Genomic DNA, 12,619 nt, shown 5'->3' on the forward strand with positions numbered 1-12,619 from the left:
TTTCGTGGGTGGCAAACAACGTCTTCGACCTCGCCGAGCTGCGCAAGCTGATCGATGAGCAGGCCGCCGTGCCTCCACGGCCCCTTGAGGAGACCCCGGAGGATCGCGAGGCCCTGACGTTCCCGCCGGTCCTGCCGGCGCCGGACGCCGAGCTGGCCGCGGCGGTGCCCACGGTGCCGCTGGTGGCCGACGCCATCCGGCTGACCACCTGGACGGGCACCCGCAAGGTCGGCGCCGACGGCCACCTGAGCGCGGCCGACGCCGCCGCGGCCGCCGCCCACCTCGGTGTCTCCCTCACGCGCCTGCGCCTCATCTGGGTCGTCGCCGTCAACACCGGCCTGCTGCAGATCCTCGGCGGCCAGGCCACCCGCGGCCCGCTGTCGATGCAGCTGACGGTCGAGGCCACGCTGGAGTTCTGGGACGGCGTCGTCATGGACGTCCTCGACCGCGCCGACGACGGCCTGACCGGTTCTGCCGTGGTCGACGGCCACCTGGCCGAGATGCTCGCCACCATCTACTCCGTACGCTCGGGCGTCGCCACCGCCAACCTGGCCCGCGGCATCCTGCAGTCGCACGAGGTCGCCTGCGCGCCCGGCCCCGCCGAGATGCGCAAGATCGCCGCCGCGCTGCCGGCCGAGCTGCTGGAGGCGCTTTCGCTGCTGGCGTACTGCGGGCTGGTCGAGCAGACGCTTGCGGGGCGCACCGCGCTGACCCCGCTCGGGGTGTGGGCCATCCGCCGTGACCTGCTGCGCGAGGGCCACGACGCGCCGACCACCGCCGAGGTCGAGGTGTTCGCCGACCTGTCGGCCGCCGAGCTCGTGGAGGCGCTGGTCAAGGGCAGCGCCACCCAGAGCGCGGTGGCCGGGTGGCTGGAGCGCCGCTCGCCCGAGTCCGCCGCCCGCGACCTCATCGAGATCGCCGCGTCCGGCACCGCAGGGCAGCGCGGCGCCGTCGGGGCCATCATGGAGGAGCTGGGGCCCGAGGCCGAGGCCCCCGTCAGGCAGGCGCTCGACCACCCGCTCACGCGCCGCTACGCCGCCTCCTGGCTGCACATCCGCGACCTGCCCGCGCCCGCGCTCAGCCCCGAGGACCACACCTGGATCGCCGTCGACTCCCTGGCGGCCCTCATGCACCTGTCCGGCCCCGCCGCCGGCCGCCTCGACCCGCCCGAGCCAGGCGAAGACCTCATCAAGCTGATCGGCGAGATGCCCGCCGTCGGCCACCCCGACACCGTCGCCGTGCTCGACATGCTCGCCGCCGCCCACGACGACCCCGCCGTGGTCAAGGCGGCGCGCAAGGCCGCGCTGAAGGCCAGGACGCTGGAGCACGCCAGGACGCACGGCCCCCGGTGACGCCCGCACCTGCACTAAACTGGGCTGATCCACGCATGAGAACGGAGTGACCCCCTTGGCGATCCAGCCCATCCGGCTGTTCGGAGATCCGGTGCTGCGCACCCCGGCGGCCCCGGTCGTCGACTTCGACAAGGAGCTGCGCAAGCTGGTCAAAGACCTGACCGACACGATGATGGACGCCCCGGGCGCCGGGCTCGCCGCCCCTCAGATCGGCGTGGGCCTGCGGGTGTTCACCTACTACGTGGACGAGCAGCTCGGCCACCTCATCAACCCCGACCTCGACCTGTCGTCCGACCTCGACGAGGAGGGCGAGGAGGGCTGCCTGTCCTTCCCCGGCCTGTCGTTCCCCACCCCGCGCGCGGTGCGCGCCGTGGCCAAGGGGGTCAACATGCACGGCGAGCCCGTCACGCTCGAAGGCACCGACATGATGGCGCGCTGCTTCCAGCACGAGACCGACCACCTCGACGGCATCCTGTTCATCGACCGCATGGACCCCAAGCAGCGCAAGCTCGCGATGAAGGCCGTGCGCGAGGCCGAGTGGAGCGGGCTGGCCGCGCCGGTGGTCAAGTTCTCGCCCCACGCCACCGGCGGAAAGGCACTCTGACAGCATGCGCCTGGTCTTCGCGGGCACACCCGAGACGGCACTGCCGTCCCTGCGCACCCTGATCGACTCGCCACGGCACGACGTCGTCGCGGTCGTCACCCGTCCCGACGCGCAGTCGGGCCGGGGACGCAAGGTCCACCCCTCCCCGGTCGCCGAGCTCGCCGAGGAGGCCGGCATCGAGGTGCTGCGCCCGCAGAAGGCCGGCGATCCCGCCTTCCTCGACCAGCTGCGCTCGTACGAGCCCGACTGCTGTCCCGTCGTCGCCTACGGCGCGCTGCTGCCGCAGAGCGCCCTCGACGTGCCCAAGCACGGCTGGGTCAACCTGCACTTCTCGATCCTGCCCGCCTGGCGCGGCGCGGCGCCCGTGCAGCACGCGATCCTGCACGGCGACGAGATCGGCGGGGCAAGCACGTTCCAGATCGTCAAGGAGCTCGACGCCGGGCCCGTCTACGGCGTCGTCACCGAGGAGATCCGCACCTCCGACACCAGCGGCGCGCTGCTGGAGCGGCTGTCGGTCTCCGGGGCTGGGCTGCTCGCCGCCACCCTCGACGGCATCGAGGACGGCACGCTCGAGCCGCGCCCCCAGCCCGCCGACGGCGTCACCATCGCCCCCAAGATCACCGTCTCCGACGCCCGCGTCGACTGGGCCAAGCCCGCCATGCACGTCGACCGGCTGATCCGCGCCTGCACGCCCAACCCGGGCGCGTGGACCGAGTTCCGCGGCCAGCGGATCAAGCTCGGCCCCGTGCGCCCGGCGCCCGGCGAGAAGCTCGCCCCCGGTGAGCTGGCCGCCACCAAGGCGCGCGTGCTCGTCGGCACCGCCACCGGCGCGGTCGAGCTGAGCGAGGTGCAGCCGCAGGGCAAGCGGCTGATGGGGGCGGGGGAGTGGGCCCGCGGGGTGCGCCTCGAGGGCAAGGAGACCTTTCAGTGACAGCAGCCGGGGCCGACGGTTCCCGCGGTCCTTCGGTCTGGGTCGGCGGGTCTTGCGGTCCTTCGGCTTGGGTCGGCGGGTCTCGCGGTTATTCGGCTTGGGCCGGCAATTCCCGCGGCCCTTCGGCCGGCCGTGTGGGCGGCGGTCGTTCCGGTGCGCGGGCGGTGGTCGGACGTGTCGTCTCCGACGGGGTTCTCGACAGGGTTTCTACGGGGTGCGGTGCCGGGCGTGAGTGAGGGTTCGTGGGCATGAAGACCAGGGGGCATCAGGGGTCCGGCGGCGGTGACCGGGCGCGCGGGCCGCGCCGGCCGACGCGTGATCCCGCCCGTAACGCCGCCTACGACGTCGTACGCGCGGTGGACGAGCGCGACGCGTACGCCAACCTGCTGCTGCCACGCCTGCTGCGCGACCGGGGCATCAAGGGGCGCGACGCCGCACTCGCCACCGAGCTGGCCTACGGCACGCTGCGCGGGCTCGGCACCTACGACGCGATCATCGAGGTCTGCAGCGACCGGGCGCCCGACCCCGACGTACGCGACGCCCTGCGCATCGGCGCCCACCAGCTCCTGCGCATGCGCGTGCCGCCGCACGCCGCCGTCGGCACCACCGTCGACCTCGTACGCCTGCGTATAGGCGCCGGTGCGGCCAAGTTCGTCAACGCGGTGCTGCGCAAGATCGGGTCCAGGACGCTCGACGAATGGCTGCCCATCGTCGCGCCCGACCCGGCCGACGACCCGGTGGGCCATCTCGCCATCGCCTACGGCCACCCCCGGTGGATCGTCTCCGCCTTCCGCGACGCCCTCGGCGCGCCCGACGAGATGCCCGACCTGCTCGACGCCGACAACGCCCGGCCCCTGGTGACCCTGGTCGCCCGGCCTGGACGCTCGTCGGCCGAGGAGCTCGAAGACGTCGGCGCCCTGCCGGGCCGCTACTCGCCGTACGCGGCCTACCTGCGCGAAGGCGACCCCGGCGGCATCGACGCGGTCGCCGAGACGCGCGCCGCCGTCCAGGACGAAGCCAGCCAGCTCGTCGCCCTGGCCCTGACCCGGGTGCCCGTCGAGGGCGACGGGGACGAGCTGTGGCTCGACATGTGCGCCGGCCCCGGCGGCAAGGCGGGCCTCCTCGACGCCATCGCCACCCACGGTGACCTGGCCGGCCTCGCCGAGGAAGCGCGCGCACCGGGCGCGTCCTCGTCCGGAGAGTCGCTCGCCCCGCCACGGGAAGGGGTGGCCTTTCCCGGTGGGGCTCGGGTGCTGGCCGCCGACGTACAGCAGCACCGGGCGCGGCTGGTCTGGGAGACCACCAAGGACGCCTCGGTGATCACCGCCGACGGCACCGAACCCGCGTGGCGGCCCGGCGTGTTCGACCGGGTGATGCTCGACGCGCCGTGCACCGGGCTCGGGGCGTTGCGGCGGCGCCCTGAGGCGCGGTGGCGGCGCGACCCCGCCGGCATCGCCGAGCTGGGCAAGCTCCAGCGGCGCCTGCTCGGCACCGCGCTCGACGCCGTGCGTCCCGGTGGTGTGGTGGCGTACGTGACGTGCTCGCCGCACCTCGCCGAGACCCGCGTCGTGGTCGGCGACCTGCTGGCGCGCCGCGACGACGTCGAGCAACTCGACGCCCGCGACTACCTGCCCGAGGTCGAGGACCTCGGCGACGGCCCGCACGCCCAGTTCTGGCCCCACAGACACGGCACCGACGCCATGTTCCTGGCTCTACTGCGCAAAAAGCCCCAGCCTTCCTGAACGCCCGCCCGGGCGAGAACGCAAGGGCGAGAACGCCCGCTCGGGCGAGCGCGCTCGCCTGGGTCTGGGAGTCCGCTCGTTTTGAACGCCCGCTCGGGCGTGTGCGCATGCCCGGGTTTGATGTCTGCTCGGGGCGTGTGCGTTCGTCTGACCCTGGGCGGCCGCCTGGCCTGGACGCGCGCTCCCGACCTGCGCGTTCGTCCGCGTTTGAGCATGTGCGACGTGTTGCCGGGTGGGGGCGGGGCAGGGGATGGGGCGGGCGGATTCGGGGGGTGTGGGGGAGTTGTGTGGCGGTGGGGGGTGGAGGTGTGGTCCGATCGGCGGCGTGGACTTTCTGGACGATCTTCATAGGGCGGAGCTCGGGCCGATCGCCTGGCTTCAGGGCTGGCCGGATGTCGCCAGGCCGGTGATGGAGCTGGTGTCGGTGTTCGGCACCAACACGTTCTTCCTGCTCGTCCTGCCGGTTCTGTACTGGTGTGTCAATCCGGCGTTGGCGTTGCGGCTCGGGTTCACGGTGATGGTGGCTGCGGGGACCAACGCCATCGGGAAGCTGGCGTTGCATCAGCCGCGGCCTTACTGGATCGACCCCGGGATCCGGGCGTTCTCCGTTGAGGAGAGTTTCGGGTTGCCCTCTGGGCATGCGCAGGTCGGCACTGCGGGGATGGGGCGGTTCGCGGTGGCGGTCGGGCGGCCGTGGGCGTGGTGGGCGGCGGTGGTGACCATGGCGCTCGTGTGCTTGAGCCGAGTCTATCTGGGGGTGCACTTCATCTCCGACGTCGTGGTGGGGGTGGCGCTCGGGGTCGTGGTGCTGGTGGTCGTGCTGCGGGTCGAGCGGCCTGCGACGCTCTGGTGGCGGCGGCAGGCACTGTGGGTGCAGCTGTGCGCCTCCGTGGCGGCGTCGGGGGTGCTGCTGGCGGTGGCGGCGCTGGCCAGTGCGCCGTACGGGGACTGGGCCGTGCCCGCGGGCTGGAGCGCGGCCGGGATGGTCGATCCCGAGAGCCTGGACACCGTCGTCGTGATGGCAGGGGTGCTGCTGGGGACGCTGGCGGGGACGTCGGTGATGTACCGGATCGGGTGGTTCGATGCGGGCGGGCCGCTCGGGCTGCGCGCCGCCCGCTGGGTGCTGGGCACGGTGGTGGCGGTCGCCATCTGGTACGCCGAGCGCGAAGTGCTGCCCGAGAGCGGGCTGTCCACCTTCGTGGCGTTCGCGGTGCTGGCGCTGTGGGTGCAGCTCGGGGCGCCGGTGCTGTTCATCCGGCTGGGGCTGATGGAGCCGGCGGCCACCGCCGGGCCCGCCGTGAGCGCGGGGGCCCGGAGCGGCGGGGGCGGTGGGCACGGGCGGGGTCACTAGACTTGGGGCATCATGGCCGTACAGATCTCGCCCAGCATCCTCGCCGCAGACTTCGCCAGGCTCGCCGATGAGGCCGCCGCCGTCCCCAATGCCGACTGGCTGCACGTCGACGTGATGGACTACCACTTCGTGCCGAACCTGACCCTGGGGCTGCCCGTGGTCGAGGCGCTGCGCAAGGCGACCGACACACCGCTCGACTGCCACCTCATGATCGCCGACCCCGACCGCTGGGCGCCGCAGTACGCCGAGGCCGGGGCGGGCAGCGTGACCATCCACGCCGAGGCGGCCAAGGCGCCCATCCGGACGTTCAGGGAGATCCGGTCCCTGGGGGCCCGCGCCGGGCTGGCGCTCAACCCGGCGACGCCCGTCGAGCCGTACGAAGACCTGCTCGCCGAGATCGACATGCTGCTGCTGATGACCGTCGAGCCGGGGTTCGGCGGGCAGAAGTTCCTCGACGTGGTGCTGCCGAAGGTGCGGCGGGCCCGTGAACTGGTCACGCGGCACGGCGGCCGGGTCTGGCTGCAGGTCGACGGCGGCGTCGACGCCGACACCATCGGCCGGTGCGCCGAGGCGGGCGCCGACGTGTTCGTGGCGGGCAGCGCCGTCTACGGCGCCTCCGACCCGGTGGTCGCCATCGACGAGCTCCGCGCCGCCGCCGACCGCGCCACCTCCTGACTCCCACCCTCTTTGCGCCGGTCGTCCGGTCGCCGGGGAGCGTGGCTGACCCCGCTGACTGCGCGGGCTTCTGAGGCGAGCGATTCCCGCCGCCTTCCGCCGTGGCTCCCGCCTCGGCCGTGCGGCGGGATCGGGCCATGGCTGTTCCGCGTGAAGTGACATGAAATGGCTGTCACCTGGGTAATTCTTCACTTATGAGCGACTATGGGATCTTTGGGCCCCGCTCGGTGACGTGGCGGGTGATGGGGGAGCCGATCCTGCTCGTGGGCGGGATCCGGGCGCTGCTCATGCAGGGGCTGCACCCCAGGGCGATGCGCGGGGTGCTGCAGAACTCCGCGCTCATGGACCCGAACGAGGCCTGGTCCCGGTTCGTACGGACGACCGAGTTCGTCCGCGTGCGCACCTACGGGACGCACGCGGAGGTCGAGCGGGCCGGGCGCCGGGTGCGGAAGATCCACGCCAGCCTGACCGCCCACGACCCGGACACCGGCGAGACCTACCGCCTCGACGAGCCCGACGCGCTGCGCTGGGTGCACGTGGGCGAGGTCGACTCGTACCTGTCGGTCGCGCGCCGGGCCGGGGTGGGGCTGTCGGATGCCGACGCGGACGCGTTCGTGGCGGAGTGGCGGCGCGCCGCCGAGGTCGTGGGGCTGGCGGCGGACGAGGTGCCGGGGTCGGTGGCGGAACTGCGCGACTACATCGAGGCCGAGCGCCCGCGTCTGCGGTTCGTGCCCGAGGCGTCCCATCCGCTGCGCATGTCGCTGAACGCCCCGCTCCCGCTGCTGCTCACGCCGCTCAAACCGGCGCTGCCCGCGCTGACCCTGCTGTCGTTCGCCACCCTGCCGCGCTGGGCCAGGCGCCTGTACGGGCTGCCCGCCACGCCGGTCGGCGACCTGTGGGCGACGGCGACGCTGCGTACCCTGCACACCGGGATCGGCCTGGTCCCCGGGCACGTCCTGCACAGCCCGGCGGCGCGCAGGGCCCGCCGCCTGATGGCTGCTTGAACGAACGCTTGCTCAAAAGATGAGGGGCGGTCGCGTGCTTTGCGAAGGACGTGGCAGACTGGTGGCGAAAGAGAGCTAGCGTGCTCCGGGGTCGGTGAAAGTCCGAACCGGCGGTGACAGTCCGCGACCCGGCCGATGCCATCGGCCGGTTGACCCGGTGAAATTCCGGGACCGACGGTTAAAGTCCGGATGGGAGGAAGCGCGCGAGGTGTCCGGTGTCCCAGCCGGGCGCCTGCCGTGACGTATGGCATGCGTCTCGGCGACAGATCCCCCGGGGCCCGCCGTGGCTTGGAGCTACTGGCGAGTAGGAGACCCGGGTGGAGATACCCGAGCAAGACGCCGCGCACATGGCGCGCGCCGTCGAACTGGCCGGTCGTGGACACGGCAGCACCACCCCCAACCCCGTCGTCGGCTGCGTCGTGCTCGACGCCGCAGGGCAGGTCGCCGGCGAGGGCTTCCATGCGTACGCGGGCGGCCCGCACGCCGAGGTCGTCGCCCTGGCGCAGGCGGGAGAGCGAGCGCGGGGCGGCACCGCGTACGTGACGCTGGAGCCCTGCGACCACACCGGCCGCACCGGGCCGTGCAGCCTGGCGCTGCTGGAGGCGGGCGTGGCCCGCGTCGTGATCGCGGTCCGCGACCCCAACCCCAAGGCCGCGGGCGGCGCCGCGCGGCTGCGCGCCCACGGCGTGGCCGTCACCTCAGGGGTGCTGGCCGAGGCCGCCGAGCGGGGCAACGAGGAGTGGCTGACCTTCGTACGGCTCGGGCGTTCCCACGTCACGTGGAAGTTCGCCGCCACGCTGGACGGCAGGTCGGCCGCCGAGGACGGCACCAGCCAATGGATCACCTCGCCCGAGGCGCGCGCCGACGTGCACCGCCTGCGGGCCGCCTCCGACGCGATCATGGCCGGCATCGGCACGGTGCTGGCCGACGACCCCCAGCTGACGGCCCGCCCGGCCGGTGCCGCAGCTCCGAGCGGCGCGGCAGGTCCTAGCGGTGCGGCAGGTCCGAGCGGTGCGGCAGGTCCTAGCGGGGTCCAGAAGGAGCTGCTTCGGGTGGTCGTGGATCCGGACGCGCGGACGCCCGCGTCGGCGCGGGTCCTCGACGACCGGGCCCCCACGCTGATCGCGGTGGCCGACGACGTGGACACCGACCTCAAGGCCGACCTGCTGCGCCTGCCCCGCCACGACGCGGGGCTCGACCTGCGGGCCCTGCTCGAGGAGCTGGCCGCGCGGCAGGTGGTGAGCGTGTTCCTGGAGGGCGGTCCCGCGCTGGCCGGGTCGTTCGTCCGCGAGGGCCTCGTGGACCGCGTGGTGGCGTACGTGGCGCCCGCGCTGCTCGGCTCGGGAAGGGCCGCGCTGGGCGCGGCGGGGGTGGGCACGATCGGCGAGCTCCACCGCCTGACATTTGACGAAATATCCGTAATCGGGCCGGACGTGCGGCTGATCGCCAGGCCCGTCCCCACCCACCGGCAACCAGGCGAGGAGCGCTAGATGTTCACCGGAATCATTGAGGAAAAGGGCGAAGTGACGGCCATCGACCAGGCGGGCGGCGGCGCGCTGCTGTCGGTGCGCGGCCCGCTGGTCACCTCCGACGCGGGGCACGGCGACTCCATCGCCGTCAACGGCGTCTGCCTGACCGTGGTCGAGGTCAAGGATGACGTGTTCACCGTGGACGTGATCAGGGAGTCGCTCGACCGCAGCTCCCTGGGCGGCCTGAAAGAGGGCTCGGCGGTGAACCTCGAACGCGCCGTACGCGCCGACCAGCGCCTCGGCGGCCACATCGTGCAGGGCCACGTGGACGGCACCGCCGTGCTGCTGTCCCGCGAGCCCGGCGAGAGCTGGGACGACCTGCGCTTCACGCTGCCGCCCGCGCTCAGCCCGTACGTCGCCGAGAAGGGCTCGATCGCGATCGACGGAATCAGCCTGACGGTCACCACGGTTGACGACGACAGCTTCGGCGTGAGCCTGATCCCGACCACGCTCAAGCTGACGACCATGGGCGAGCGCCAGGTGGGTGACGTGGTGAACATCGAGGTCGACGTGATCGCGAAGTATGTGGAGAGGCTGGTGGGCCGCAAGTGAGCTGGGCCGAGGCCGGATTCGAGATATTCGGCACGCATGTGTTGTGGACCGACCTGGTGGGCAACATCGCCGCCCTGGCCACGGTCGTGCTGGCGATGCGCAAGTCGATGTGGACGTGGCCGGTGCAGTTCGCCGGGGCGGTGCTGCTGCTGATCGCCTCGATCAGCGCGCACGTCACCGGCAACGCGCTGAAGCAGGTGCTGTTCGCCGGCCTGGCGATCTACGGGTGGTACGCCTGGCGGCGCGGCACCCAGGACGGCAGGCGGCTGGCGATCAGGCAGGGCGCATGGTGGGAGCGGCTGCTGCTGGTCGTCGTCGCGGTGGTGGGCACCATCGCGGTCGCGGTGGTGTTCTGGGTGACGGGCCTGTCGTGGGGCGCGCACGTGCCGCTGCCGGAGGGCGCGGTCCTGGTGGCCGCCGACGCCTACATCTTCGTCGGCAGCGCGCTCGCGACCTGGGCGCAGGGCCGGGCTCTGGTGGACTTCTGGATCGTGTGGCTGGCGGTCGACCTGGTCGGGGTGCCGCTGGCGTTCAGCTCGGGGCTGGTGGTCTCGGGCGCCGTCTACGGCGTGTTCTTCGTCCTGGTGGTGGTCGGGTTCGTCAAGTGGCTGCGGGAGTCTCGATCCGCGCCGCTGAGCGTGCCGGTGAGCGGGGGAGCGGCCCCCGAGGGAGTGGCCCGATGAGTGACATCAAGCTCGACCCGATCGAGCGCGCGATCGACGACATCCGCAACGGCAAGCCGGTGGTCGTCGTGGACGACGAGAGCCGCGAGAACGAGGGCGACCTCATCTTCGCCGCCTCGAAGGCCACGCCCGAGCTGTGCACGTTCACGATCAGGCACACCAGCGGCATGATCTGCGTGGCCATGGAGGGCAAGGAGCTCGACAGGCTGGGCCTGCCGCTCATGGTCTTCCACAACAAGGAGCGCATGCGCACGGCGTACACGATCACCGTGGACGCCCGCGACGGCGTCACCACCGGCATCTCGGCGGCCGACCGGGCCAGGACCATCCGCACGCTCGCCGACTCGGCCACCGAGCCGAACGAGCTCGTGCGGCCCGGCCACGTCTTCCCGCTGCGCTACCACGAGGGCGGGGTGCTGGCCAGGCGCGGCCACACCGAGGCGGCGGTCGACCTCGCCAGGCTGGCCGGGCTGTCGCCGGCCGGCGCGCTGGCCGAGGTGGTCAACGACGACGGCACCATGGCCAGGCTGCCCGAGCTGCGCCGCTTCGCCGACGAGCACGACCTCGCGCTGGTCTCCATCGAGCAGCTCGTCGATCACCGGCGGCGGGCCGAGAGCATGGTCACCAGGGTCGCCGAGACGCGGCTGCCCAACGCGTACGGGATGTGGCGGGCCTACGGCTACGCCAGCGCCCTCGACGGCGGCGAGCACGTCGCGCTCGTCTTCGGCGACCTGACCGGCGGCGAGAACATCCTGGTCAGGGCCCACTCCGAGTGCCTGACCGGCGACGTGTTCGGCTCGCTGCGCTGCGACTGCGGCGTGCAGCTCGACAACGCCATGGCGGCCATCGCCCGCGAGGGCCGCGGTGTGGTCGTCTACCTGCGCGGGCACGAAGGCAGGGGGATCGGGCTGCTGGCCAAGCTCAAGGCGTACAGCCTGCAGGACAACGGCAGCGACACCGTCGACGCCAACGTCGAGCTGGGGCTGCCGGTCGACGCGCGGGAGTTCTCCAACGCCGGCCAGATCCTGGCCGACCTCGGGGTCAAGTCAGTCCGGCTGCTCACCAACAACCCGGCCAAGCTCAAGGGCATGGACGGCTACGGCATCAAGGTCGTCGGCAGGGAGCCGATGCCGGTGGCGATGAACCTGTACAACGAGCGTTATCTCACGGCCAAGCGCGAACGGCTCGGCCACGACATCTCGGAGGCGTCATGAGCGGGGAAGGACGGCCGGTCGCGAGCGCGCCGGACGCGGCGGGGCTGACGGTCGGCGTGGTGGCGGCGAGCTGGCACGCCGCGATCACCGACCAGCTCGTGGCGCGGGCGCTGCGGGCGTGCGACGACAGCGGCGCAGGCGCGACCGTGGTGCGGGTGCCGGGGTCGCTGGAGATCCCGGTGGTCGCCCAGGCACTGGCGCGGCAGTGCGACGCGGTGGTGGCCCTCGGCGCGGTCATCCGCGGGGAGACCGCCCATTTCGACTACGTCTGCGACTCGGTGACGTCCGGACTGACGCGGATCTCGCTGGATGAGGGGACGCCGATCGGCAACGGCGTGCTCACCTGCGAGTCGATGGAACAGGCGATCGACCGCTCCGGCCTGCCCGGCAGCAAGGAGGACAAGGGGTACGAGTCGGCCGTCGCCGCCCTCGAGACCGCCCTGCTGCTGCGCCGGCTCCGCGTCACCGAGGCCGGGCTGCGATAGGTTTCCCTTCGTGCCAGAGCCCGTATCCCCTCCGCCCCTGCCCGTCACCTGGCGTCCGCGCCGGGCCCGCGTCGTCGCCTACGGCTTCGCCGCGCTGATCGTGGTGGGGGCGGTGGTGATGGCGGTGCTCATCGCGCCGCCGTTCCAGATCGCCGACCGGGTGGCCATCGTGGCGTTCGGGTGTGCGGTGGCGTACGTGCTGCACCTGCTCGGCCGGGTCAGGGTCGAGGCCGACGACGAGGGCGTCACGATCGTCAACGCCGTCCGCACCCACCGCTACACCTGGCCGGAGGTCCTGGAGGTGACGCTGCTGGTGGGCGACCCCTGGCCGCGCATCGACTTCTCCGACGGGCGCACGATCGGGGCCATGGGCATCCAGGGCTCCGAGAAGGCGCGCGCCCGCCAGGCCACCGCCGAGCTGGAGGCCCTGATCAGAGAGCGTGGCGAGGCGCGCGAGTCGCAATGATCCGCGCCGGCCATCGCCTGGAGCGCGGTGG

Annotated in this window: 13 protein-coding genes and 1 riboswitch; all 13 genes read left to right on the forward strand. The window is 72.8% G+C overall.

Features of this window, described 5'->3' with window-relative positions:
* Positions 1–8: 8 nt before the first annotated feature.
* The 13 genes from AB0K18_RS02450 (at position 9) to AB0K18_RS02510 (ending at position 12,588) form a co-directional block, all read left to right on the forward strand.
* Positions 9–1,352: a hypothetical protein gene (locus AB0K18_RS02450; protein WP_364908683.1), complete on the forward strand. Its 1,344-nt coding sequence runs from the start codon at positions 9–11 to the stop codon at positions 1,350–1,352.
* Positions 1,353–1,407: 55 nt separating this feature from the next.
* Positions 1,408–1,956 (forward strand): peptide deformylase, encoded by a 549-nt coding sequence (def, locus tag AB0K18_RS02455; RefSeq protein WP_364908685.1) that lies wholly within the window; start codon positions 1,408–1,410, stop codon positions 1,954–1,956.
* A gap of 4 nt (positions 1,957–1,960) precedes the next feature.
* The gene (fmt, locus tag AB0K18_RS02460; protein ID WP_364908688.1) at positions 1,961–2,887 is read left to right on the forward strand and encodes a methionyl-tRNA formyltransferase; all 927 of its coding nucleotides are present in this window, start codon (positions 1,961–1,963) and stop codon (positions 2,885–2,887) included.
* Positions 2,888–3,135: 248 nt separating this feature from the next.
* Positions 3,136–4,629 carry a transcription antitermination factor NusB gene (locus AB0K18_RS02465; protein WP_364908690.1) on the forward strand — a complete coding sequence of 498 codons (1,494 nt, stop codon included), beginning with the start codon at positions 3,136–3,138 and terminating at the stop codon, positions 4,627–4,629.
* Positions 4,630–4,954: 325 nt separating this feature from the next.
* Positions 4,955–5,980, forward strand: a complete 1,026-nt coding sequence (locus AB0K18_RS02470; protein WP_364908692.1) for a phosphatase PAP2 family protein — start codon at positions 4,955–4,957, stop codon at positions 5,978–5,980.
* A 12-nt stretch (positions 5,981–5,992) separates the two neighbouring features.
* Complete coding sequence (gene rpe / locus AB0K18_RS02475; protein ID WP_364908695.1) at positions 5,993–6,655, forward strand: ribulose-phosphate 3-epimerase; 663 nt, start codon at positions 5,993–5,995, stop codon at positions 6,653–6,655.
* A 194-nt stretch (positions 6,656–6,849) separates the two neighbouring features.
* Entirely contained in the window at positions 6,850–7,659 is an 810-nt protein-coding gene (locus AB0K18_RS02480; protein ID WP_364908698.1) for an oxygenase MpaB family protein, read from the forward strand.
* 76 nt (positions 7,660–7,735) lie between these two features.
* A riboswitch (FMN riboswitch) is annotated at positions 7,736–7,866 on the forward strand.
* A gap of 110 nt (positions 7,867–7,976) precedes the next feature.
* Positions 7,977–9,149 carry a bifunctional diaminohydroxyphosphoribosylaminopyrimidine deaminase/5-amino-6-(5-phosphoribosylamino)uracil reductase RibD gene (gene ribD, locus AB0K18_RS02485; RefSeq protein ID WP_364908701.1) on the forward strand — a complete coding sequence of 391 codons (1,173 nt, stop codon included), beginning with the start codon at positions 7,977–7,979 and terminating at the stop codon, positions 9,147–9,149.
* Positions 9,150–9,740, forward strand: coding sequence for a riboflavin synthase (locus AB0K18_RS02490; protein ID WP_364908704.1), 591 nt, complete (start codon positions 9,150–9,152; stop codon positions 9,738–9,740).
* On the forward strand, positions 9,737–10,423 hold the full coding sequence (locus tag AB0K18_RS02495) for a nicotinamide mononucleotide transporter family protein (RefSeq protein WP_364908707.1): 687 nt from the start codon (positions 9,737–9,739) through the stop codon (positions 10,421–10,423). Before AB0K18_RS02490 ends, AB0K18_RS02495 begins: the two co-directional genes overlap by 4 nt.
* Positions 10,420–11,637, forward strand: a complete 1,218-nt coding sequence (locus tag AB0K18_RS02500; protein ID WP_364908710.1) for a bifunctional 3,4-dihydroxy-2-butanone-4-phosphate synthase/GTP cyclohydrolase II — start codon at positions 10,420–10,422, stop codon at positions 11,635–11,637. The genes AB0K18_RS02495 and AB0K18_RS02500 overlap by 4 nt, the downstream gene beginning before the upstream one ends.
* A complete protein-coding gene (ribH, locus tag AB0K18_RS02505) occupies positions 11,634–12,122 on the forward strand; it encodes a 6,7-dimethyl-8-ribityllumazine synthase (protein WP_364908712.1) in 489 nt (162 codons plus the stop codon). Before AB0K18_RS02500 ends, ribH begins: the two co-directional genes overlap by 4 nt.
* A 10-nt stretch (positions 12,123–12,132) precedes the next feature.
* Positions 12,133–12,588: a PH domain-containing protein gene (locus AB0K18_RS02510; protein WP_364564180.1), complete on the forward strand. Its 456-nt coding sequence runs from the start codon at positions 12,133–12,135 to the stop codon at positions 12,586–12,588.
* The last annotated feature ends 31 nt before the right edge of the window (positions 12,589–12,619 follow it).

It is taken from the genome of Nonomuraea sp. NPDC049421 (assembly GCF_040677005.1).
GTDB lineage: Bacteria > Actinomycetota > Actinomycetes > Streptosporangiales > Streptosporangiaceae > Nonomuraea > Nonomuraea salmonea.

What these genes read in the sequence shown, in the direction of transcription:
- fmt (WP_364908688.1), top strand. Translation starts at nt 1,961, where the DNA reads ATGCGCCTGGTCTTCGCGGGCACACCCGAGACGGCACTGCCGTCCCTG.
- AB0K18_RS02465 (WP_364908690.1), top strand. Translation starts at nt 3,136, where the DNA reads ATGAAGACCAGGGGGCATCAGGGGTCCGGCGGCGGTGACCGGGCGCGC.
- rpe (WP_364908695.1), top strand. Translation starts at nt 5,993, where the DNA reads ATGGCCGTACAGATCTCGCCCAGCATCCTCGCCGCAGACTTCGCCAGG.
- AB0K18_RS02480 (WP_364908698.1), top strand. Translation starts at nt 6,850, where the DNA reads ATGAGCGACTATGGGATCTTTGGGCCCCGCTCGGTGACGTGGCGGGTG.
- AB0K18_RS02490 (WP_364908704.1), top strand. Translation starts at nt 9,150, where the DNA reads ATGTTCACCGGAATCATTGAGGAAAAGGGCGAAGTGACGGCCATCGAC.
- AB0K18_RS02500 (WP_364908710.1), top strand. Translation starts at nt 10,420, where the DNA reads ATGAGTGACATCAAGCTCGACCCGATCGAGCGCGCGATCGACGACATC.
- ribH (WP_364908712.1), top strand. Translation starts at nt 11,634, where the DNA reads ATGAGCGGGGAAGGACGGCCGGTCGCGAGCGCGCCGGACGCGGCGGGG.